We start from the raw sequence: 22,045 nt of genomic DNA on the forward strand, positions 1-22,045 counted from the left end.
CCCCGACACCTCGCCGATCCCTCCCCACCCTCCCCACCCGCCTCCCCCGGCGCATCCGCCGCAGCACCCGCCCCCGGCGCACCCTTCCGGACTCCGGACGCTCCCTACCGCCCTCCCGGACGCTCGGGGGCCGTGCAAGGATCGGAGATGCGGCACTATGTGCTGCATTCGCACGCATGCTCGAAGGGGAGCGCCATGGCCACCAAGCCGCCCGCAGGGGATCCCGTACAGGACGCACCCCAGGTGACGCCCCCCAAGCACGCGGCCGCCGGCCTGCCCGCGATCGGGCACACCCTGAGGATCGCGCAGGAGCAGATGGGCCTGGCCCGTACCGCCCGCACCCTCCTCAAGGTCAACCAGAAGAACGGCTTCGACTGCCCCGGCTGCGCCTGGCCCGAAGGCGACAAGCGGCACACCGCCGAGTTCTGCGAGAACGGCGCCAAGGCCGTCGCGGAGGAAGCCACCCTGCGCCGGGTCACCCCCGCGTTCTTCGCCGAGCACCCCCTGGCCGACCTCGCCGGCCGCTCCGGCTACTGGCTGGGCCAGCAGGGCCGGATCACCGAGCCCATGCTTCTGGAAAGAGGGGCCACAGGGGAGGGCTCCGACCGCTACGAGGCCGTGAGCTGGGAGCGGGCCTTCGAGGTGATCGCGGAGGAGCTGCGCGCCCTGGACTCCCCCGACGAGGCCCTCTTCTACACCTCGGGCCGCACCAGCAACGAAGCGGCGTTCCTCTTCCAGCTGTTCGTCCGCGAGTTCGGCACCAACAACCTCCCCGACTGCTCGAACATGTGCCACGAGTCCTCGGGCTCCGCACTGAACGAGACGATCGGCATCGGCAAGGGCAGCGTCTCCCTCGAAGACCTCCACCAGGCCGACCTGATCATCGTCGCGGGGCAGAACCCGGGCACCAACCACCCGCGCATGCTCTCCGCCCTGGAGAAGGCCAAGTCCGCCGGCGCGAAGATCATCTCGGTGAATCCGCTGCCCGAGGCCGGCATGGAGCGCTTCAAGAACCCGCAGACCCCCGTGGGCATGCTCAAGGGCACCGCCCTCAACGACCTGTTTCTCCAGATCCGCATCGGCGGCGACCAAGCCCTCTTCCGCCTGCTCAACAAGCTGGTCATCGAGGCGGGCGGCGCCACCGACGAGCGGTTCATCCGCGAGCACACCCACGGCTACGAGGAGTTCGCGGCCGCCGCCGAGGACACCGACTGGGACGAGACCCTCACCGCCACCGGCCTGACCCGCCCCGACATCGAGCGCGCCCTGGCCATGATCCTGGCCTCGGAACGCACCATCGTCTGCTGGGCCATGGGCCTCACCCAGCACAAGCACTCCGTCGCCACCATCCGCGAGGTCGTCAACCTGCTGCTGCTGCGCGGCAACATCGGCCGCCCCGGCGCCGGCGTCTGCCCCGTCCGCGGCCACTCCAACGTCCAGGGCGACCGCACCATGGGGATCTTCGAGCGCCCCGCGCCCGCGTTCCTCGACGCCCTCGACAAGGAATTCGGCATCACCTCGCCCCGCGAGCACGGCTTCGACGTGGTCCGCTCCATCCAGGCCCTGCGCGACGGCGAGGCCAAGGTGCTCTTCGCCATGGGCGGCAACTTCGTCGGCGCCACCCCCGACACCGAGGTCACCGAGGCCGCGATCCGCCGCGCCTCCCTGACCGTGCACGTCTCCACCAAGCTCAACCGCTCCCACGCCGTCACCGGCCGGCGCGCCCTGATCCTGCCCACCCTCGGCCGCACCGACAAGGACGTCCAGGCCTCCGGCAAGCAGTTCGTGACCGTCGAGGACTCCATGGGCATGGTCCACTCCTCCCGCGGCAACCTCGCCCCCGCCTCCCCGCACCTGCTCTCCGAGCCCGCGATCGTGGCCCGCATGGCCCGCGCCGTCCTCGGCACGGCCTCCGCGACCCCGTGGGAGGAGTTCGAGCGGGACTACGCGGCCATCCGCGACCGGATCTCCCGCGTCGTCCCCGGCTTCGAGGACTTCAACGCCCGTGTCGCCCGCCCCGGCGGCTTCCAGCTCCCGCACGCCCCGCGCGACGAACGCCGCTTCCCCACCAAGACCGGCAAGGCGAACTTCACCGCCGCGCCCGTGGAGTACCCGCACCTCCCGCCGGGACGCCTGCTCCTGCAGACCCTGCGCAGCCACGACCAGTACAACACCACCATCTACGGCCTCGACGACCGCTACCGCGGGATCACCGGCGGCCGCCGCGTCGTCATGGTCAACCCCGAGGACGCCGCCGAACTCGGCCTCGCCGACGGCTCGTACACCGACCTCGTCGGCGAGTGGCGCGACGGCGTGGAGCGGCGCGCCCCCGGCTTCCGCGTCGTGCACTACCCGACCGCCCGCGGCTGCGCCGCCGCCTACTACCCCGAGACCAACGTGCTGGTGCCCCTCGACTCCACCGCGGACGTCAGCAACACCCCCGCGAGCAAGTCCGTCGTCGTGCGCTTCGAGCCCTCCTGATAGAACGACCTCAGGACAAGCAGGTTAACGAGCGTTGACGAACGGAGTCGGCCCATGGGCGAGCAGCAGCACGCGGTGAAGTTCCCGCAGGAGGTCCTCGACGAGTACACGGCCCTGGGCATCGACCTGCCCGCGCTGTTCTCGGCGGGCGACCTCGGCAAGCGGATGGACATCCGCATCCTCGAAGCCTCCGCCGAGCGCGTCGTCGCCACCATGCCGGTCGAGGGCAACACCCAGCCCTACGGCCTCCTCCACGGCGGGGCCTCCGCCGTGCTCGCCGAGACCCTCGGCTCGGTCGGCGCGATGATGCACGGCGGCATCACCAAGGTCGCCGTGGGCGTCGACCTGAACTGCACCCACCATCGCGGCGCCCGCTCCGGCCTGGTCACCGGGGTCGCGACCCCCGTGCACCGCGGCCGCTCCACCGCCACCTACGAGGTGGTCATCACGGACGAACAGGACCGCCGGGTCTGCACCGCCCGCCTGACCTGCCTGCTGCGCGACGTGAACCCGCAACAGCCTGGCAACAACTAGCCGTTGCCCTCGTAGCGGCGCCGGTCTAGCGTTCCCCGCATGGGATCCGGACCGGCGCCGCGGCGCGCCTTGGCGGCGGCGACGACGGCGCTGCTGGCCGCCGCACCGCTCGGCTGCGCCGGCGGCGATCCCGCGGCCGCTCCCCCCGCCACCTCCGCCCCACCGGCGCCCCAGGACGTCTGCACCCGCCTGATCACGCACTGGGCGGGCGTGATCCTGGACGCGGGCGAGGGCAAGGACGCCGTCCGCCTCGACTACCAGTCCATGGGCCTGTCCGGCGGCCAGAACGACATCCTGCGCGCCGTCCTCGCCGACGCCCGCGCCGAGCGGGACGCCAGGGGCCCGGCCGCCGCGCGCGAGCTCACCGCCCGGGAGGCGGAGCGCCGCTGCGCGGACCGCTACCGCTCGGGCGCCCCGACGGGCGGCCCCTGGCAGTGAGCGGCGGCATCGGCCCCATCGAGCCCGGAGAGGGCACCCGGCCCCTCGACGTACCCGCCGAGGCCGACGAGCTCGCCGAGGCCGACGGACACGGCCGCCCCGACGGCCCCCGGGGCCCGCGCCCCGGCTCCCGTACGCACCCGGCCGTCCGGCGGGTCCGCGAGGCCTACGAGGGCCACCGGCGGGCCGTCCTGGCCCTCGGGGCGGTGACCTGCGCGTCCGCCGTCATCGCCGTCGGGGCCGCGCTGTACGCGGACCGGCCGCGCCTCGCCCCGTACAGGCCGCCGGCGCCCTCACAGCTGTTCTCCCTCGTCTACCTCGGCCCGGACGACGAGGAGCCCTCGGAGGAGCCCTCGCAGGGGGCCTCGCGGGAGCCCTCGCAGGACCGCTCCGGAACGGCCTTCGCGTTCACCGTGCGTGTGCGCGCCGCGGCCGGCTCGGCCGTCACCCTGGAGCGGCTGACGCAGTCCTCGCGGGCGCTGACGATCGAGGTCCGGCCACCACTTCCGGCCACGCTCGACCCGGGCGAGGCCCGTGACCTCGCGGTACGGATTCGCGTCACAGACTGCGTGCATGTGGCACGGAATTCCGGACTCCCTTTCCTCGAAGTAACCCTAAGTAATGGGTTTGAGAAAGAGGATCACAGCTACATCCCCGGTGACCGTTATGCGAGGGATCTCTCCACCGCCCTGACCAGGGCGTGTCCCGAAGATCGAGACGAGAGCACCCCTCCGCCGTCATGACCAAAAGGCCCCAGAGTCCTGGCGCGACAGTACTCAAACCACCTGACGGTCCTCACCTGTCTCACCATACGGACAAGACGAACCGGCCGGATTTCCCCCTTTCCACCCGCAGAGATCCGCTATGTATTACGCCGTGGCATAACAAGAGAGTCACATCATTGGCCTCAGCCCTCCATAACGTCCCAAGACCCGCTTAGAGTCACGGCCAGTCACCGCGACCACCGGATTTTCCTCAGTTCGGTTCCCCGCGTTCGACACGGTGCGTCCCACGGGGGACGCAGTGCCAGGAAAGGACTGATCGTGCGTCAGCGTTCTCTCATTGCCGTGACCGCCGCGCTCGCCGCGGGCGCCCTCACCCTCACCGCCTGTGGATCGCGCGGAGACAAGGCCAACGACGCCGCCAGCGGCGACATCACGGTCGTCATCGGCGTCGACGCCCCGCTGACCGGTGACCTCTCGGCCCTCGGCCTCGGCATCAAGAACTCCGCGGACCTCGCCGCCAAGCAGGCCAACGAGAAGAAGTACGTCAAGGGCGTCACCTTCAAGATCGAGGCCCTCGACGACCAGGCGCAGGCCTCCTCCGGCCAGCAGAACGCCACCAAGCTCACCGCCGACAAGGACGTCCTCGGCGTCGTCGGCCCCCTGAACTCCTCCGTCTCGGAGTCCATGCAGAAGGTCTTCGACGACGCCAAGCTCGTCCAGATCTCCCCCGCCAACACCAGCCCCTCCCTGACCCAGGGTCCGAAGTGGGCGACCGGCGAGAAGGTCCGCACCTACAAGAGCTACTTCCGCACCGCCACCACGGACGCCATCCAGGGCCCGTTCGCGGCGCAGTACCTCTTCAACAAGGCCGGCAAGAAGAACGTCTTCATCATCGATGACAAGAAGACGTACGGCGCCGGCCTCGCGGGCACCTTCAAGGGCGAGTTCACCAAGCTCGGCGGCAAGATCGCCGGCGAAGGCCACATCGACCCGGAGAGCACCGACTTCGGCGCCATCGTGACCCAGGTCAAGAGCTCCGGCGCCGACGTCGTCTACTACGGCGGCGAGTACCCCGCGGCCGGCCCGCTCTCCAAGCAGATCAAGGCCTCCGGCGCCAACATCCCGCTCGTCGGCGGTGACGGCATCTACGACAAGAAGTACGTCGAGCTCGCCGGCGCCGGCGCCGCGGGCGACCTCGCCACCTCGGTCGGCGCCCCGGTCGAGAGCCTGCCGTCCGCCAAGGACTTCGTCGCCAACTACACCAAGGCCGGATACAAGGAGCCCTTCGCCGCGTACGGCGGTTACTCCTACGACTCCGCCTGGGCGATCATCGAGGCCGTCAAGGCCACCGTCGACGGCAACAACGGCAAGCTCCCCGCCGACGCCCGCGCCAAGGTCCTCGCCGCAGTCCAGGGCGTGTCCTTCGACGGCGTGACCGGCAAGGTCTCCTTCGACGAGTTCGGTGACGCCACCAACAAGCAGCTCACCGTCTACAAGGTCGAGGGCACCGAGTGGAAGTCCGTCGAGTCGGGCACCCTCGGCGGCTGACCCTCACCGGGCACCCACCCACCCCGTAGCCGGTAGTCCGCTCGAACGGCCGGCCACGGGGGCACCACCAACCTGCCGCGCGGGGCGCGCACAAAAAGCGCCCCGCGCGGAGTCACATCCGTCGAAAGACTCGGAGGACCTGCGGTGCACGAACTGCCGCAACAGCTGGTCAACGGCCTGCTACTGGGATCCATGTACGGGCTCGTCGCCATCGGCTACACGATGGTCTATGGCATCGTCCAGCTCATCAACTTCGCGCATGGCGAGATCTTCATGACCGGCGGATTCGGGGCCCTCACCGTCTGGACCATGCTCCCCGGGGGCACCACGATGTGGATCGCCCTCCCGCTCATGCTCATAGGCGCGGTGATCGTCGCCACCCTCATCGCCGTCGGTGCCGAACGATTCGCCTACCGCCCCCTGCGCAGCGCTCCCCGCCTCGCCCCGCTCATCACCGCCATCGGCCTCTCGCTGGCACTCCAGCAGGCCGTATGGGCCTGGTACCCCGGAGCCAAGTCGAAGGTCGTCTTCCCCGAGATCCCCGGCGGCCCCTTCCACCTCGGAAGCATCACCATCCAGACCGGTGACGTCTTCCTCCTGCTCGCCGCACCCATCTCCATGGCCATCCTCGGCTTCTTCGTCAAGAAGACCCGCACCGGCCGCGGCATGCAGGCCACCTCGCAGGACCCCGACACCGCCAAGCTCATGGGCATCAACACCGACCGCATCATCACGGTCGCGTTCGCCCTCGGCGCCGCCTTCGCCGCGGTCGGAGCCGTCGCCTACGGCCTCAAGTACGGCGAAGTCAACTTCAAGATGGGCTTCCTGCTCGGCCTCAAGGCCTTCACCGCAGCAGTCCTCGGCGGCATCGGCAACATCTACGGCGCCATGATCGGCGGCCTCGTCCTCGGCCTCGCCGAGACCCTCACCACCGCCTACGTCGCCGATATCCCCGGCTTCGAACAGCTCGGCGGACAGACCTGGGGCAACACCTGGGCGTTCGTCCTCCTCATCCTCGTCCTCCTCTTCAGGCCACAAGGCCTGCTGGGCGAGCGCGTCGCGGACAGGGCGTGATGACCATGACGACCACCACCACGGACACCACGACCATGAACGCAGAGCCCACCAAGGCCAAGGGGTTCATCCCCCTCCCGGAGAAGACCGGTCGCGCCCTCGCCACCGCCGGCGGCGTCCTCACCGTCGCCTCCTGTTTCCTCCCCTGGACCTGGACCACCGCCTTCCCCGGCGACCTCACCGTCGTCGGATACCCCGGCGGACTCCAGTGGCTCGTCCTCGTCGGCGGCCTCCTGACGACCCTCTTCGGCCTCTCCTCCTACGGGATCAAGGGCCTGGGCTGGCTCACTCCCGCGGGCGCCGACGCCGCCATCAAGCTCTCGGCCCTCGCCGCGTTCGTCACCACCGCGTACACCGTGTTCGCGATCGTGAGCCTCAACGGCGTCATCGTCGACCTCGAACCCGGCGCCGGAATCGCTCTTCTCGTCTCCCTCCTCGCCCTCGCCGGCGCCCTCGCGCTCCCCTTCGAACGCCCCGTCCTCGAAGGACCCGACCCCGACGACAGCGGCTGGGAACAGTTCAAGCACAACGCGCGCAACAAGGTCACCTCCGCCAAGGCCGCCTTCACCTCCGGCCCGGCGAAGCCCGCCCGCGCGCTCCCCGCCTGGACCGAGATCCTGATCATCGCCGGCGTCCTCGCCGTCGGCCTCGGCGTCTTCACGTACGGCATCACCACCCCGTACCAGGAACTCTTCATCGGCTTCCTGATCACCGCCGCCTTCGGGTTCGCCGCCTTCAACAAGGCCGGCCTCATGGCCCGCATCACCACCCTCACCACCCGCCACCGCAACGTCGCCCTCGTCGGCGCCTTCGCAGCCGCGGCAGCCTTCCCCTTCACCCAGTCCGACGACCAGTACGCGACCCTCGGCGTCAACATCCTCATCTTCGCCACCGTCGCACTCGGCCTGAACATCGTCGTCGGCCTCACCGGTCTCCTCGACCTCGGCTACGTCGCCTTCCTCGGCGTCGGCGCCTACACCGCGGCCCTGGTCTCCGGCTCCCCCAACTCCCCCTTCGGAGTGCAGCTCCCCTTCTGGGCCGCCATCCTCATCGGCGCCGCCGCCTCCATGGTCTTCGGCGTCCTCATCGGCGCACCCACCCTGCGACTGCGCGGCGACTACCTCGCCATCGTGACGCTCGGCTTCGGTGAGATCTTCCGCATCTCCATGAACAACCTCGACGGCGTCTCCGGCCCCGACATCACCAACGGGCCCAACGGCATCGCCAACATCCCCAACGTCGACCTCTTCGGATTCGACTTCGGCGCCACCCACACCGTCGCCGGCTTCACCATCGGGCGCTTCGCCAACTACTTCTTCCTGATGCTCCTGATCACCCTCATCGTGGTCATGGTCTTCCGACGAAGCTCCGAATCCCGCATCGGCCGCGCCTGGGTCGCCATCCGCGAAGACGAAACCGCCGCCGAAGCCATGGGCATCAACGGCTTCCGCGTCAAGCTCATCGCCTTCGCCCTCGGCGCCACCCTCGCCGGACTCGCAGGCGCCGTACAGGCCCACGTGAACTACACCGTCACCCCGGACCAGTACGTCTTCGCCAACGCCGTACCCCCGAACTCCGCCTTCCTGCTCGCCGCGGTCGTCCTCGGCGGCATGGGAACCATCTCCGGCCCCCTCGTCGGCGGATCGCTGCTCTTCCTGCTCCCCAACAAGCTCCAGTTCCTGGGCGAGTACCAGCTCCTCGCCTTCGGCGTCGCCCTCATCATCCTGATGCGCCTGCGCCCCGAAGGTCTCATCCCCAACAAGCGCAACCAGCTCGAACTCCACAAGGACATGGAAGCGCCCACGGTCCTCGGCAAGGCAGGGGTCTGACCCATGACGACCACCACCACCGAAACCCCCGCCACCACGGCGGAGACCGTCCTCGACGCACGAGGCGTCACGATGCGCTTCGGCGGCCTCACCGCCGTCAAGAACGTCGACCTCACCGTGCGCAGCGGCGAAATCGTCGGCCTCATCGGCCCCAACGGCGCCGGCAAGACCACCTTCTTCAACTGCCTCACCGGCCTCTACATCCCCACCGAGGGAGAAGTCCGGTACAAGGGCACGGTCCTGCCCCCCAAGTCGTACAAGGTCACCGCGGCCGGCATCGCCCGCACCTTCCAGAACATCCGTCTCTTCAACAACATGACGGTCCTGGAAAACGTCCTCGTCGGCCGCCACACCCGCACCAAGGTCGGCCTCTGGTCCTCCCTCCTGCGCCTCCCCAACTTCAGCCGGGAAGAAGCAGCGAGCCGCAAGCGGGCCATGGAACTCCTCGAGTTCATCGGCCTCCAGGACAAGGCCGAACACCTCGCCCGCAACCTCCCCTACGGCGAACAGCGCAAGCTCGAGATCGCCCGCGCGCTGGCCAGCGACCCCGGCCTCATCCTCCTGGACGAGCCCACCGCCGGCATGAACCCGCAGGAGACCCGGACCACCGAAGAACTCATCTTCGCCATCCGGGACCAGGGCATCGCCGTCCTCGTCATCGAGCACGACATGCGCTTCATCTTCAACCTCTGCGACCGCGTCGCCTGCCTCGTCCAGGGCGAAAAGCTCATCGAAGGCACCGCCGCCGAGGTCCAGGGCGACGAGCGCGTCATCGCCGCCTACCTCGGCGAACCCTTCGAAGGCGCCCCCGGCGCCGAAGAACTCGCCGAAGTCGAAGCAGCCGAAGCTCACAGCGAGGCGGCACACGGCGAAGCGACGGACGGCGAAGCGACGGACGGCACGACCAGCGCGACCAGCACGGACGGAGAAGACCGGTGACCGCACTCCTCGAGGTCGAGGACCTCCGCGTCGCCTACGGCAAGATCGAAGCCGTCAAGGGCATCTCGTTCAGCGTCGACGCCGGCCAGATCGTCACGCTCATCGGCACCAACGGCGCCGGCAAGACGACGACCCTGCGCACCCTCTCGGGCCTGATCAAACCGCGCGGCGGCCAGATCAAGTTCCAGGGCAAGTCCCTCAAGAAGATCCCCGCGCACGACATCGTCGCGCTCGGGCTCGCCCACTCCCCCGAGGGGCGGCACATCTTCCCGCGCATGACCATCGAGGACAACCTCCTCCTGGGCGCCTTCCTCCGCAAGGACAAGGACGGCATCCAGAAGGACGTCCAGCGCGCCTACGACCTCTTCCCGATCCTGGGAGAGCGCCGCAAGCAGGCCGCCGGCACCCTCTCGGGCGGCGAGCAGCAGATGCTCGCCATGGGCCGCGCGCTCATGTCCCGCCCGAAGCTGCTCATGCTCGACGAGCCCTCCATGGGCCTCTCGCCGATCATGATGCAGAAGATCATGGCGACCATCTCCGAGCTGAAGTCCCAGGGCACGACCATCCTGCTGGTCGAGCAGAACGCCCAGGCGGCGCTCTCCCTGGCCGACCAGGGCCACGTGATGGAGATCGGCAAGGTCGTCCTGTCGGGCCCGGGCCGCGAGCTCCTGGTCAACGAGGACGTCCGCAAGGCGTACCTCGGCGAGGACTGACCGGTCCCCTTGCTTACGAGTGAGGCCCCCTCCGGATCCAGGATCCGGAGGGGGCCTCGTTCGTTGTTCGCTTCGGGGTGCTACTCGCCCTTGCCCGCGGCGGCCTTCTTCTCCTCGGCGTCCTCGATGACGGCCTCGGCGACCTGCTGCATGGACATGCGGCGGTCCATGGAGGTCTTCTGGATCCACCGGAAGGCGGCCGGCTCGGAGAGCCCGTACTGCGTCTGCAGGATGCTCTTGGCGCGGTCCACGAGCTTGCGCGTCTCCAGGCGCAGCGAGAGGTCGGCGACCTCCTTCTCCAGCGCGCGGAGCTCGGCGAAGCGGGAGACGGCCATCTCGATGGCGGGGACGACATCGCTCTTGCTGAAGGGCTTCACGAGGTACGCCATCGCCCCGGCGTCGCGGGCCCGCTCGACCAGATCCCGCTGCGAGAACGCGGTGAGCATCAGCACGGGGGCGATGGACTCCTCCGCGATCTTCTCGGCGGCGGAGATGCCGTCCAGTACGGGCATCTTCACATCAAGGATGACCAGGTCGGGACGGTGCTCCCGGGCCAGCTCGACGGCGGTCTGACCGTCTCCGGCCTCACCGACGACGGCGTAGCCCTCTTCCTCAAGCATCTCCTTGAGGTCGAGACGGATGAGCGCCTCGTCCTCGGCGATGACGACGCGCGTCGTCAGCGGCGGAACGTGCGACTGGTCGGCGTCGGGCGTGGGCGTCGACTCGTGCTCGGCGGTCACGGGGGCTCCTTGGTGCAAGGCGATTCAGCTCCCCCGAGCCTACCTAGCTCCTGTATGTTTGTGACACGGAGGGTCTTAGGTATCCTTCGTTTCGAAGGGGCCCCGGTAGCCCAGCGGTAGAGGCAATGGATTCAAAACCCATTCAGCGTCGGTTCGAATCCGACTCGGGGTACTTCTCCTTCATTTCCAAGGTCGCCAAGCGATTTTAGGATCTTCACTCGTCATAGTGAACGCAGCTTCGAATTGCGACCAACTGGACGAATAGCGGCGAAGCTCCCAGGCGTGGAGCACAATCCTTCGATACGCGAAGAAGCAGTCCTGCTGATGCGCCGGGGCGTGACCAATCGAGTCGTCGCCGAACACCTGGGCATACCGCGCGGCACCATCGGCTGGTGGCGGTCCGAGGACCGAAGACACCGCGGTGAGGCGTACGCACCTCCAACCGACTGCCCGAGATGCACCGGCCGGGACGTCGACCAGCCCGCATACGCCTACCTCCTGGGGCTCTACCTCGGCGATGGCCACATCATCTCCAAGTACAAGCAGCACCACCTGTCCGTCTACTGCGACGCCTCCTGGCCCGGCCTGATCGATGCCGCCGAAGCGGCGATGCACCTCGTCATGCCCTTGCCCAAGGTGGGGCGAGTCCAGCGGCAAGGCTGCGTGGAGGTCAAGTCCTACACCCAGCAAGGGACCTGCCTGTTCCCGCAGCACGCGCCCGGCAAGAAGCACGAGCGCCGCATCGTCCTGGAGGACTGGCAGCAGGCCATCGTGGACGCCCACCCGTGGGAGTTCGTCCGGGGGCTGATCCACTCCGACGGATGCCGGGTCACCAACTGGACCGTCCGCAACGGCAAGCGCTACGAGTACCCGCGGTACTTCTTCACGAACAAGTCCGACGACATCCGGAAGCTCTGCACGGACACCCTCGCCAAGGTCGGCGTCCAGTGGACGATCCTGGCCCGGGGCTGCGACCCCTTCAACGTGTCCATCGCGCGCAAGGACTCCGTCGCGCTCATGGACGCCCGCATCGGGCCGAAGTACTAGCCCGGCAAGTCGCCGCTGCCGCCCAGGTTGGCGACCATGCGGCGCAGGCCGTCGATGGTCGCGGCGTACGCCGCGTCGTCCACACCCTCCCGCATGCGCGCGTGCACCTTCGCGTTGCGGTCGTGCGCACGGGCCCGGCCGGCCTCGCCCTGTTCCGTGAGGGTCAGGGTGCCGTCCGCCTCCGTGAGCCAGCCCCGGGCCGCGAGGTCGTCGTAGACCGCGTCGAAGTCGGTGTCCTGGTCGTCGTACGGGGTGAGCTTCTCGGTGAGGGCCGCGCGCTTCCAGTGGGCCGGGGAGCCGGCCACGTGGTTGAGGGTCCACCAGTGGGGCTGGGTGAGGTTCTCCTCGGCGAGCGCGGCACGGATGCCGCCTATCGCGAGTTTGCCGGCCTCGCGGGCCCAGTAGCCGATGGGCTGGGCCGCGAGCCGGTCCTGGGAGTACTCCTTGATCGTCATGCTCGCGAGCGTACGACCTCAACTCGACTTGAGGTCAAGGCGACTTGGCCCCGGATCGCTCAGTCGCGACCCGTCAGTCCGTGCAGGACCGTCGTCACGTGGGCTTCCGCGTCGGCCGGGTCGAGGGGGGCGTGGGCGACGAGGAGGCGGTACCAGAAGGGGCCGAAGACCAGGTCGGTGGCGTGGTCGAGATCCGTGGCGGCGGGGAGTTCCTCGCGGGCGACCGCCCGGGTCAAGAGGGTGGCGACGACCTCGCGGCGGGTGGCGACCCAGGCGCGGAAGGGCTCGGCGAAGGCGGGGTCGAGCTGGGCTTCGGCCATGAGGCCGGTGAGGGCTTTGGCGCGGACGGGGTCGCCGCCGATGCGGTAGAGGTCGGCGACGAAGGCGGCGAGGTCGCCGGCGAGGGTGCCGGTGTCGGGTTCGGGGACCCGGGCGGCGGTTTCGTGGGCGTAGGCGTCCATGACGAGGGCGGGCTTGGACTTCCACCAGCGGTAGACGGTGCTTTTGGCGACGTTGGCGCGCTTGGCGACGCCTTCGATGGTGAGGGCGCCGTAGCCGTTCTCGACGAGGAGTGCGGCGGTGGCTTCGAGGACGGAGTGGTGGGCGTCCTCGTTGCGGAGGCGGCCGCCGGTGCGGGGCGGGGTGCTCGCAGAGTTGCTCGAAGGAGTGATTGACACGGCTTCACGATAGCCCTAGCGTTTTATCAAAACGCGGCGTAGCGTTTTGATTGAAGGTCGAGACCGTCGGCCGAGGGATGCGAGGGGTGGAGCCATGGGCACGATCGTGATCGCGCACGGGTACGGGATGAGTGCGGGCGAGCACTGGTACACGGCGACGGGTGAGGAGTTCGCCGCGGAGGGGCATGAGGTGCGGATTCCGAACTTCCCCGAGCCGTTCGCTCCGGAGGCGGATGCGTGGCTGAAGGAGCTGCGGGAGGAGACCGCGGGCGCGCCGGCCGGTGAGACGGTGCTGGTGGGTCACAGTCTGGGCGGGGTGAATGTGCTGCGGCTGCTGCAGGACCACGACACCGAGGCCGAGGGGGCGTTCGCGGGGGTGGTGTTCGTGGCGTCGATGTCCGGCGAGGTGGGGTATGACGCGTTGGCGCCGTTCTTCTCGCCGGAGTTCGACTGGCAGCGGATCCGTAGGGCCGCGCGGGAGTTCCGTGTGCTGCACGCGGCGGATGACCCGGTGACCGGGGAGGCGACGGGCGAGCATGTGCTGCGGTTCGTGCGGGAGCTGGGTGCGGAGGCGCGGGTGACCGCGTCGGGCGGGCACTTCCCGAGTACGGGTGAGAGCCGTTTGGTGTTGCCCGACGCGGTGCGTCTTATACGTGAGGTGCTGTAGTCGCTGCAGTGGCCTGCGGGCGGCTTCAGCGGACTGCGTCGCCGATGTGGTGGATGCGGACCAGGTTGGTGGATCCGCTGACGCCGGGGGGTGAGCCGGCGGTGATGACGACGATGTCGCCGGGTACGCAGCGGCCGATGCGCAGGAGCTCTTCTTCGACCTGGGCGACCATCGCGTCGGTGGAGTCGACGTGGGGGCCGAGGAAGGTTTCGACGCCCCAGGTGAGGTTGAGCTGGGAGCGGGTGGCGGGGTCGGGGGTGAAGGCGAGGAGGGGGATGGGTGAGCGGTAGCGGGAGAGCCGGCGGACGGTGTCTCCGCTCTGGGTGAAGGCGACGAGGAACTTGGCACCGAGGAAGTCGCCCATTTCGGCGGCGGCGCGGGCGACCGCTCCGCCCTGGGTGCGGGGCTTGTTCCGGTCGGTGAGCGGGGGGAGGCCCTTGGCGAGGATGTCTTCTTCGGCGGCTTCGACGATGCGGGACATCGTGCGGACGGTCTCGATGGCGTATTTGCCGACGCTGGTTTCGCCGGAGAGCATGACGGCGTCGGTGCCGTCGATGATGGCGTTGGCGACGTCGGAGGCTTCGGCGCGGGTGGGCCGGGAGTTGTCGATCATCGAGTCGAGCATTTGGGTGGCGACGATGACGGGCTTGGCGTTGCGCTTGGCGAGCTTGACGGCGCGCTTTTGGACGATGGGGACTTGTTCCAGGGGCATTTCGACGCCGAGGTCTCCGCGGGCGACCATGATGCCGTCGAAGGCGGCGACGATGTCGTCGATGTTCTCGACCGCCTGGGGCTTTTCGACCTTGGCGATGACGGGGAGGCGTCGGCCTTCTTCGTCCATGATGCGGTGGACGTCTTCGATGTCGCTGCCGCTGCGGACGAAGGAGAGGGCGATGATGTCGGCGCCGATGCGCAGGGCCCAGCGGAGGTCGTCGATGTCCTTTTCGGAGAGGGCGGGTACGGAGACCGCGACGCCGGGGAGGTTGAGTCCCTTGTTGTCGGAGACCATGCCGCCTTCGATGACGCGGGTGTGGACGCGGGGTCCGTCGACGGCGGTGACTTCGAGGGTGACGCGGCCGTCGTCTACGAGGATGCGTTCGCCGGTGGTGACGTCTCCGGCGAGACCCTTGTAGGTGGTGCCGCAGGTGTGGCGGTCACCTTGGTGGTCTTCGACGGTGATGGTGAACTCGTCGCCGCGTTCAAGGAGTACGGGGCCTTCGGCGAAGCGGCCCAGGCGGATCTTCGGGCCTTGAAGGTCCGCGAGGATGCCGACGCTGCGGCCGGTTTCGTCGGCAGCCTTGCGGACGCGCTGGTAGCGGTCCTCGTGTTCGGCGTAGGTGCCGTGGCTGAGGTTGAAGCGGGCGATGTCCATTCCGGCTTCGACCAGGGCTTTGATCTGGTCGTATGAGTCGGTGGCGGGGCCCAGGGTACATACGATTTTCGCTCGGCGCATGAGGCGAGCGTATGCCCCTACCAGGGAGTAGGAAATTGGTTCCGGGTGTCCACTCAACAACCTTTGAGCAAAAGCTTGTTGACAATTGTTGAATGTGCATGGGGGTGCTCTGATGAGCACCCCCGGGGCACCGAATGTTCGGTTTTTCGGGGCTGAGGTCAGAGCTGGGGAGGGGTCATCGTGAAGCGTGCGTTCACCTGCGCGTAGACGGTCTGGCGCTGGGGTTCGAGGTCGAGGGCGGGGGCGCCCGCGTCTTCGGCGGCGCTGAAGGCCATGGTGCGCATGGCGCCGCCGGCGGCCTGGAAGGGGGTGGGGGCGTTCTCGGCTCCGAGGTCGGCGAGTTCGACGAGGGCGGCGAGTTGGGCTCCGAGGGCGGCGGCGTATTCGCGGGCGCGTTGGACGGCTTCGAGTACGGCTTGGCGGCGGGCTTCCCCGTGGGCGGGTGAGGTGGGGCGCAGGGCCCACCAGGGTCCGTCGACTTGGGTGAGTTCGAGGTCGGCGAGCCGGGTGGTGAGTTCACCGAGGGTGGTGAAGTCGTTGAGTTCGGCGGTGAGGTGGACGCGTCCGTGGTAGGCGCGGACGCGTTCGCCGCGGCCGTGGCGGGTGAGTTCGGGGGTGATGGAGAAGGCACCGGTTTCGAGCTTTTCCACGGGGTCGCCATAGCTCTTGACGAGGTCGAGGACGGCGTTGTTGCGGCGGGTCAGGTCTTCGAGGGCGGTGCGCCGGTCGGTGCCGCGGGCGCTGACGGTGATGCCGATGCGGGCGATCTCGGGGTCGACTTCGAGGGTGGCTTCGCCGCGGACTGCGACGCGGGGGACTTCGGGGGTTCCGTAGGGCTGGTGCGATGCGTCCTGGGTCATGGATTCACTGTCGCACTGCTGCTCGTACGGGGGTGGTCATCGGATCGAAACCTGCTGGGGGTGTTGCGGCTTGTTACTGCTGGGTCAGAATCTACGCGCGTTGCCTGTCTGTACACACGCACCTCACAAGGGGAGATGGCATGGCGTTCGACCGTAGGACATTTTTGGGCACTTCGGCTGCGACGGGTGCGGCTGTGGCGTTGGCGGGGGCCACGAGCTCCCCGGCGGCCGCGGCTGAACCGGTGGCCGGCGGCGCTTCGGCGGCGGGGGCGAGGACGTACGCGTTCACGGTGATGGGGACGACGGACCTGCACGGGAACGTTTTCAACTGGGACTACTTCACGGACAAGGAGTTCGACGACAAGGCGCACAACGACGTCGGTCTGGCGAAGATCTCGACGCTGGTGAACCAGGTGCGGGCGGAGAAGGGGCGGCGCAACACGCTGCTGATCGATGCCGGGGACACCATTCAGGGGACGCAGCTTTCGTACTACTACGCGAAGGTGGATCCGATCACGGCGCGGCGTGGTCCGGTGCATCCGATGGCGCAGGCGATGAACGCGATCGGTTATGACGCGGCGGCGCTGGGGAATCACGAGTTCAATTACGGGATTCCGGTGCTGCGGAAGTTCGAGGAGCAGTGCGATTTCCCGTTGCTGGGGGCGAACGCGCTGGATGCGAAGACGTTGCGGCCGGCGTTCGCGCCGTACAGCATGCACCGGCTGCGGACGCCGTGCGGGCGGGATGTGAAGGTGGCGGTGCTGGGTCTGACGAATCCGGGGATCGCGATCTGGGACAAGGCGAACGTGCAGGGGAAGATGACGTTCCCGGGCCTTGAGGAGCAGGCGGCGAAGTACGTGCCGCGGCTGCGGTCGCTGGGTGCGGACGTGGTGATCGTGTCGGCGCATTCGGGTTCGAGCGGTACGTCGAGCTACGGGGACCAGTTGCCGTACGTCGAGAACGCGGCGGGTCTGGTGGCGGAGCAGGTGCCGGGGATCGACGCGATCCTGGTGGGGCACGCGCACACGGAGATCCCGGAGTACCGGGTGCGGAACAAGGCGACGGGCAAGGACGTGGTGTTGTCCGAGCCGTTGAAGTGGGGTCAGCGGCTGACGCTGTTCGACTTCGAGCTGACGTGGGCGAAGGGCTGCTGGTCGGTGTCGAAGGTGGCGGCCCGGGTGCTGAATTCGAATACGGCGGTGGAGGACCCGAAGATCGTGGGTCTGCTGTCGGACGAGCACCGCAAGGTCGTGGCGTACGTGAACCAGGTGATCGGTACGTCGACGCAGGCGATGTCCTCGGCGGACGGTCCGGTCAAGGACGTGGCGATCATCGATCTGATCAACCACGTGCAGGCGGAGACGGTGAAGGGCGCGCTGGCGGGTACGGAGTGGGGTGCGCTGCCGGTGCTGTCGCAGGCTTCGTGCTTCTCGCGGACGGCGGCGATTCCGGCCGGGCAGGTGACGATCAAGGACGCGGCGGGTCTGTATCCGTTCGAGAACACGCTGGAGGCCCGGCTGCTGACGGGTGCGCAGGTCAAGGACTATCTGGAGTATTCGGCGAAGTACTACGTGCGGACGGCTCCGGGCGAGGTGGTGGATCCGGCGAAGCTGACGAACGCGGAGGGTACGCCGGACTACAACTACGACGCGGTGTACGGGCTGACGTACGACATCGACGTGTCCGAGCCGGTGGGTTCGCGGATCTCGGGGCTGTCGTTCCAGGGGAAGCCGGTGGATCCGGCGGCGCAGTTCGTGCTGGCGGTGAACAACTACCGGGCTTCGGGTGGCGGCAACTTCCCGCACGTGCCGCAGTCGAAGCAGCTGTGGGCGAACTCGGATGAAATACGCAACACGATCATCCAGTGGGTGAAGGCGAAGGGAACGGTGGACCCGGCGCAGTTCGCGTCCGTGGACTGGCGGCTGACCCGAGCCGGGGCACCTGTCTTCTAGCCGATGGTGCTCTAAACGTTTCTCCTTACAGGTGCTCGACCAGTGGGAGCAGTTCGCCGGCGGGTCGGGGACGGCTCTGCTCCCGCTGTTCGAGGCCGAAGGTGGTGAAGGCGGTACGGGTGGGCTGGGGGTAGGGCTCTTTGCCGGTGAGGGTGTTCAGGATGGCGGCGCTGCGCCAGGCGGCGAGGCCGAGGTCGGGGGCTCCGACGCCGTGGGTGTGGCGTTCGCCGTTCTGGACGAAGACGCTGCCGGTGACGGCGGGGTCGGTGATCATCCGGTAGCGGTCGTCGATGCGGGGGCGGCCGGAGGAGTCCTTGCGCAGGTAGGGGTCGAGTCCGGCGAGGAGGCGGGCGAGGGGGCGTTCGCGGTAGCCGGTGGCGAGGACGACGGCGTCGGTGGTGAGGCGGGAGCGGGCGCCCTGGTCCACGTGTTCGAGGTGGAGTTCGACCTTGGTGGTGGCGACGCGGCCGGCGGTGCGGACGCTGACTCCGGGGGTGAGGACGGCGTCGGGCCAGCCTCCGTCGAGGGTGCGGCGGTAAAGCTCCTCGTGGATGGCGGCGATGGTGGCGGCGTCGATGCCCTTGTGGAGTTGCCACTGGGCGGGGACGAGGCGGTCGCGGACCGGTTCGGGGAGGGAGTGGAAGTAGCGGGTGTAGTCGGGGGTGAAGTGTTCCAGGCCGAGCTTGGAGTACTCCATGGGGGCGAAGGAGGGGGTGCGGGCCAGCCAGGTGAGGCGTTCTCGGCCGGCGGGGCGGGAGCGGAGCAGGTCGAGGAAGACTTCGGCCCCGGACTGGCCCGATCCGATGACGGTGACGTGTTCGGCGCCGAGGATGCGCTGCCGGTTGTCGAGGTACTCGGAGGAGTGGATCACCGGGACGGTGGGGGCTTCGGCGAGGGGGCGCAGGGGTTCGGGGATGTAGGGGGCGGTGCCGATGCCGAGGGCGAGGTTGCGGGTGTAGGTGCGGCCGAGTGCTTCGGCTTCTCCTTCGGCGTCGACTTGGGTGAAGTCGACTTCGAAGAGGCCGCGTTCGGGGTTCCAGCGGACGGCGTCGACCTGGTGGCCGAAGTGGAGTCCGGGGAGGCGTCCGGCGACCCAGCGGCAGTAGGCGTCGTATTCGGCGCGCTGGATGTGGAAGCTCTCGGCGAAGTAGAAGGGGAAGAGGCGTTCCTTGTGCTTCAGGTAGCTGAGGAACGACCAGGGGCTGGTGGGGTCGGCGAGGGTGACGAGGTCGGCGAGGAAGGGGACTTGGAGGGTGGCTCCGTCGATGAGGAGTCCGGGGTGCCAGCGGAAGTCGCGGCGCTGGTCGTAGAAGGCGGTGGCGATTTCCGGGGCGCCTTGTCGGGGCAGGCCGTGGGCGAGGGCGGCGAGGGAGAGGTTGAAGGGGCCGATGCCGATTCCGACGAGGTCGTGGGGTGCATCGAGCTGGGCGGTCATCGGTGGGTGCTGCCTTCCAGGAGGTTCACGAGGGCGTCCAGGTCCCCCGCCGTGGTGTGGGGGTTGAGCAGGGTGGCCTTGAGCCAGAGGCGGCCGTCGGCGGTGGCCCGGCCCAGTACGGCGGTGCCGCCCTGGAGGAGGGTGCGGCGCAGGGTGGCCAGTGCGGTGTCATCGGCGTGGGTGGGCCGGAACAGGACGGTGCTGATGGTGGGCGCCGCGTGGAGTTCGAAGGCGGGGTGTGCTTCGAGGAGTCGGGCGAGTTGGTCGGCGCGTGCGCAGGTGCGGTCGATGAGGTGGGTGAGGCCGTCTCGTCCGAGGGAGCGCAGGGTGGCGGCGATCTTGAGGGCGTCTGCGCGGCGGGTGGTGCGCAGGGAGCGGCCGAGGAGGTCGGGGAGTCCGGCTCCGGTGTCGTCGGGGGCGTTGAGGTAGTCGGCTTGGTGGGCGAGGGGGGCGAGCAGGGTGGTGTCGGGGACGGTGAGGAGTCCGGCGGCGATGGGTTGCCAGCCGAGTTTGTGCAGGTCGAGGGTGATGGAGCGGGCGCGATGGAGGCCGGCGAGTTTGGGGCGGTGGCGGGGGCTGAGGTGGAGGAGCCCGCCGTAGGCGGCGTCGATGTGGAGGTCGGCGCCGTGCTGGTCGCAGAGGTCGGCGAGGGCATCGAGGGGGTCGATGAGGCCGGCGTCGGTGGTGCCGGCGGTGGCGGTCACGAGGACGGGGCCGGTGGTGGTGGCGAGGGCCTCGGCGAGGGTGGCGGGGGTGAGGGTGCCGGTGGGGGTGGGGAGGCTGCGGGCGGGGGGCAGGCCCAGGAGCCAGGCGGCGCGCGGGATGGAGTGGTGGGCGTTGGCGCCGTGCAGGACGGTCAGGTGGGGGCCGTGGCGTTCGCGGGCGAGGAGGAGGGCGAGGTGGTTGGCCTCGGTGCCGCCGGTGGTGAGGACGGCGTCGGGGTGGGGGGTGTCGTGGAACTCCGCGGCGAGTGTGCGGGTGAGGAGGGATTCGAGGGCGGAGGCGGCGGGGGCCTGGTCCCAGGAGTCGAGGGAGGCGTTGAGGGCGCTGGCGGCGAGGTCGGCGGCGGCCGCGACGGCGAGGGGCGGGCAGTGCAGGTGGGCCGCGCACAGGGGTTCCGCGGGGTCGGCGGCGCCGGCGGTGAGGGTGTGGACGAGGGTCCGCAGGGCTTCGTGGTCGCCGTGTCCGTGGTCGGGGAGGATCTCGCCGAGCGCCGCGGTGACGCGGGCGGTGACGGCCTCGGGTCCACCGGCCGGGAGCGGTCCGCCGCGGGCGCGGGCTCCGCTGCGCAGGGCGTCGAGGACGGTGGCGAGGAGTGGTTGCAGGGCGTCGGGGCCGTGGGGTCCGCCGGCGAGCGGGGCGGTGCGCCGTCTGCCTGTACCGGGGGGCGCTGTCATGCGGTGTCCTCACGGGAACGGTTCGGCGGCGGGTGGTGCCGCTCGCTGGGTCGGGGACCCGGGGGTACAACGATCCGACCCGAATGGGGTAACCGCCCGGGTTTATGAGTGGTTGATTTCAAGCCGTCCGCGGTGTGAGGAGGGGTGCTCGGGTGCGGGGGCGCTGTCGTTCCGATACGGGCCGTCGGAGGGGCCGGGTGACGGGACGCCCTGGAGCGACGAGGTCGGTCTCGGCTTGAAGTGCGCTGCGGGGTTGGGTACTTGGTGCTGGTGCTCGTGGTGCAGGTGTGGGTGGAGGTGGTGAGCCGGACCGGGGCGTGGTCCGCCGGGGTGTGGTCGCTGCTGCTCGCCGCACCGTTCGGCGCTGTAGTGACGGACGTGTTTTTGGACGGTCCGGGAGGAGCCGGCGTCGCGTCCTGTCCGGGAGGTGGTGGACCCGCCGGCGTTCGGATCGCTGGGCTCGGGGGCACTTGGGGCTTCTAGCTGCGCTGCTCAACGCGGCGGCGGTCTGGGAGCTAGTGCGGGTGCGGATGGGGCGCTGACCGGCCCCCGGCGGGCGGAGGAGCACCGGTTGGTGTGAGTGGCTCGCTCGGGGCGGAGTCCCCCACTGCCCCCGGCCGGCGGGGCCGGGGCGGACCTGAGGCCGGGCCAGGCCGGCCCGGCCCCGCACGGGTAGACCGGGCGTCCGACCCCCAGCCGCTGTCGGGGGGAAGCCGGTTCGGCCGGTGCCGGGTAGGCCGGGGGCCGCCGCCGGCCCTGCCGGGGGGCGAAGCCGGACGTCCGACCGCCGGCCCCTGTCGGGCTGACGGCCGGGCAGGCCGGTGCCGGTGCCGGAGCACTGGTGCCGGGCAGGACAGGCCTGCGCCGGGCAAGGCCGGGCAGGCCGATGCCGGGCACCACTAGGGCCGGTACGGCCGGTAGGCCCCTACGGGCGGTGGGGCCGCACCCGGCAGGGCTCGGCCGCGTAGGCCCGTGCCGGACAGGGCGGGTACGGCCACACCCGGCAGAGCCCGATGCCGCGTAAGCCCGTGCCGGACAGGGCGGGTACGGCCACACCCGGCAGAGCCCGATGCCGCGTAAG

General features: G+C 69.5%; 19 protein-coding genes and 1 tRNA gene. 13 read left to right on the top strand and 7 right to left on the bottom strand.

Annotated features, from left to right (window positions below; translation table 11 throughout):
• The first annotated feature begins 195 nt into the window (after nucleotides 1-195).
• From ACFYYB_RS07020 to ACFYYB_RS07060, 9 genes are all read left to right on the top strand, one after another.
• On the top strand, nucleotides 196-2,481 hold the full coding sequence (locus tag ACFYYB_RS07020) for an FdhF/YdeP family oxidoreductase (RefSeq protein WP_389433658.1): 2,286 nt from the start codon (nucleotides 196-198) through the stop codon (nucleotides 2,479-2,481).
• 54 nt (nucleotides 2,482-2,535) lie between these two features.
• A complete protein-coding gene (locus ACFYYB_RS07025; RefSeq protein ID WP_327307294.1) occupies nucleotides 2,536-3,015 on the top strand; it encodes a hotdog fold thioesterase in 480 nt (159 codons plus the stop codon).
• Nucleotides 3,016-3,054: 39 nt separating this feature from the next.
• Nucleotides 3,055-3,453 (top strand): hypothetical protein, encoded by a 399-nt coding sequence (locus ACFYYB_RS07030; protein ID WP_389433660.1) that lies wholly within the window; start codon nucleotides 3,055-3,057, stop codon nucleotides 3,451-3,453.
• Nucleotides 3,450-4,196 carry a Tat pathway signal sequence domain protein gene (locus tag ACFYYB_RS07035; protein ID WP_389433662.1) on the top strand — a complete coding sequence of 249 codons (747 nt, stop codon included), beginning with the start codon at nucleotides 3,450-3,452 and terminating at the stop codon, nucleotides 4,194-4,196. The genes ACFYYB_RS07030 and ACFYYB_RS07035 overlap by 4 nt, the downstream gene beginning before the upstream one ends.
• Before the next feature lie 300 nt (nucleotides 4,197-4,496).
• Nucleotides 4,497-5,726, top strand: a complete 1,230-nt coding sequence (locus tag ACFYYB_RS07040; protein WP_389433664.1) for a branched-chain amino acid ABC transporter substrate-binding protein — start codon at nucleotides 4,497-4,499, stop codon at nucleotides 5,724-5,726.
• Between the two features lie 144 nt (nucleotides 5,727-5,870).
• The gene (locus ACFYYB_RS07045; protein ID WP_389433666.1) at nucleotides 5,871-6,800 is read left to right on the top strand and encodes a branched-chain amino acid ABC transporter permease; all 930 of its coding nucleotides are present in this window, start codon (nucleotides 5,871-5,873) and stop codon (nucleotides 6,798-6,800) included.
• 5 nt (nucleotides 6,801-6,805) lie between these two features.
• Nucleotides 6,806-8,629: a branched-chain amino acid ABC transporter permease gene (locus ACFYYB_RS07050; protein WP_389433668.1), complete on the top strand. Its 1,824-nt coding sequence runs from the start codon at nucleotides 6,806-6,808 to the stop codon at nucleotides 8,627-8,629.
• 3 nt (nucleotides 8,630-8,632) lie between these two features.
• The gene (locus ACFYYB_RS07055; RefSeq protein WP_327307289.1) at nucleotides 8,633-9,568 is read left to right on the top strand and encodes an ABC transporter ATP-binding protein; all 936 of its coding nucleotides are present in this window, start codon (nucleotides 8,633-8,635) and stop codon (nucleotides 9,566-9,568) included.
• Nucleotides 9,565-10,281, top strand: a complete 717-nt coding sequence (locus ACFYYB_RS07060; protein ID WP_327252185.1) for an ABC transporter ATP-binding protein — start codon at nucleotides 9,565-9,567, stop codon at nucleotides 10,279-10,281. Before ACFYYB_RS07055 ends, ACFYYB_RS07060 begins: the two co-directional genes overlap by 4 nt.
• Before the next feature lie 80 nt (nucleotides 10,282-10,361).
• Here the strand turns inward: ACFYYB_RS07060 and ACFYYB_RS07065 are convergent, their stop codons facing one another.
• Nucleotides 10,362-11,021 (bottom strand): ANTAR domain-containing response regulator, encoded by a 660-nt coding sequence (locus ACFYYB_RS07065; RefSeq protein ID WP_250744985.1) that lies wholly within the window; start codon nucleotides 11,019-11,021, stop codon nucleotides 10,362-10,364.
• 99 nt (nucleotides 11,022-11,120) lie between these two features.
• Here ACFYYB_RS07065 and ACFYYB_RS07070 point away from each other — a divergent pair.
• Nucleotides 11,121-11,193 (top strand) — tRNA-Leu (locus ACFYYB_RS07070).
• 152 nt (nucleotides 11,194-11,345) lie between these two features.
• Complete coding sequence (locus ACFYYB_RS07075; RefSeq protein WP_389434935.1) at nucleotides 11,346-12,068, top strand: helix-turn-helix domain-containing protein; 723 nt, start codon at nucleotides 11,346-11,348, stop codon at nucleotides 12,066-12,068.
• Here the strand turns inward: ACFYYB_RS07075 and ACFYYB_RS07080 are convergent.
• The gene (locus ACFYYB_RS07080) at nucleotides 12,065-12,523 is read right to left on the bottom strand and encodes a MarR family transcriptional regulator (RefSeq protein WP_389433671.1); all 459 of its coding nucleotides are present in this window, start codon (nucleotides 12,521-12,523) and stop codon (nucleotides 12,065-12,067) included. The genes ACFYYB_RS07075 and ACFYYB_RS07080 overlap by 4 nt on opposite strands.
• A gap of 59 nt (nucleotides 12,524-12,582) precedes the next feature.
• On the bottom strand, nucleotides 12,583-13,200 hold the full coding sequence (locus tag ACFYYB_RS07085; protein WP_389433673.1) for a TetR/AcrR family transcriptional regulator: 618 nt from the start codon (nucleotides 13,198-13,200) through the stop codon (nucleotides 12,583-12,585).
• 94 nt (nucleotides 13,201-13,294) lie between these two features.
• On the opposite strand from ACFYYB_RS07085, the gene ACFYYB_RS07090 reads away from it, so the two are divergent.
• Entirely contained in the window at nucleotides 13,295-13,867 is a 573-nt protein-coding gene (locus ACFYYB_RS07090) for an RBBP9/YdeN family alpha/beta hydrolase (RefSeq protein ID WP_389433675.1), read from the top strand.
• Nucleotides 13,868-13,892: 25 nt separating this feature from the next.
• Here the strand turns inward: ACFYYB_RS07090 and pyk are convergent, their stop codons facing one another.
• Nucleotides 13,893-15,320 (bottom strand): pyruvate kinase, encoded by a 1,428-nt coding sequence (gene pyk, locus ACFYYB_RS07095; protein WP_389433677.1) that lies wholly within the window; start codon nucleotides 15,318-15,320, stop codon nucleotides 13,893-13,895.
• 158 nt (nucleotides 15,321-15,478) lie between these two features.
• Nucleotides 15,479-16,180, bottom strand: a complete 702-nt coding sequence (locus ACFYYB_RS07100) for an SIMPL domain-containing protein (RefSeq protein WP_389433679.1) — start codon at nucleotides 16,178-16,180, stop codon at nucleotides 15,479-15,481.
• Between the two features lie 140 nt (nucleotides 16,181-16,320).
• Between ACFYYB_RS07100 and ACFYYB_RS07105 the strand changes: the two genes are divergently transcribed.
• The gene (locus ACFYYB_RS07105) at nucleotides 16,321-18,132 is read left to right on the top strand and encodes a bifunctional metallophosphatase/5'-nucleotidase (RefSeq protein WP_389433681.1); all 1,812 of its coding nucleotides are present in this window, start codon (nucleotides 16,321-16,323) and stop codon (nucleotides 18,130-18,132) included.
• A 25-nt stretch (nucleotides 18,133-18,157) separates the two neighbouring features.
• Here the strand turns inward: ACFYYB_RS07105 and ACFYYB_RS07110 are convergent, their stop codons facing one another.
• Nucleotides 18,158-19,567 carry a lysine N(6)-hydroxylase/L-ornithine N(5)-oxygenase family protein gene (locus tag ACFYYB_RS07110; protein ID WP_389433683.1) on the bottom strand — a complete coding sequence of 470 codons (1,410 nt, stop codon included), beginning with the start codon at nucleotides 19,565-19,567 and terminating at the stop codon, nucleotides 18,158-18,160.
• Entirely contained in the window at nucleotides 19,564-20,964 is a 1,401-nt protein-coding gene (locus ACFYYB_RS07115; protein ID WP_389433685.1) for a pyridoxal phosphate-dependent decarboxylase family protein, read from the bottom strand. Before ACFYYB_RS07115 ends, ACFYYB_RS07110 begins: the two co-directional genes overlap by 4 nt.
• Between the last annotated feature and the right edge of the window lie 1,081 nt (nucleotides 20,965-22,045).

It is taken from the genome of Streptomyces sp. NPDC002886, assembly GCF_042888445.1.
Taxonomy (GTDB): Bacteria; Actinomycetota; Actinomycetes; order Streptomycetales; family Streptomycetaceae; genus Streptomyces.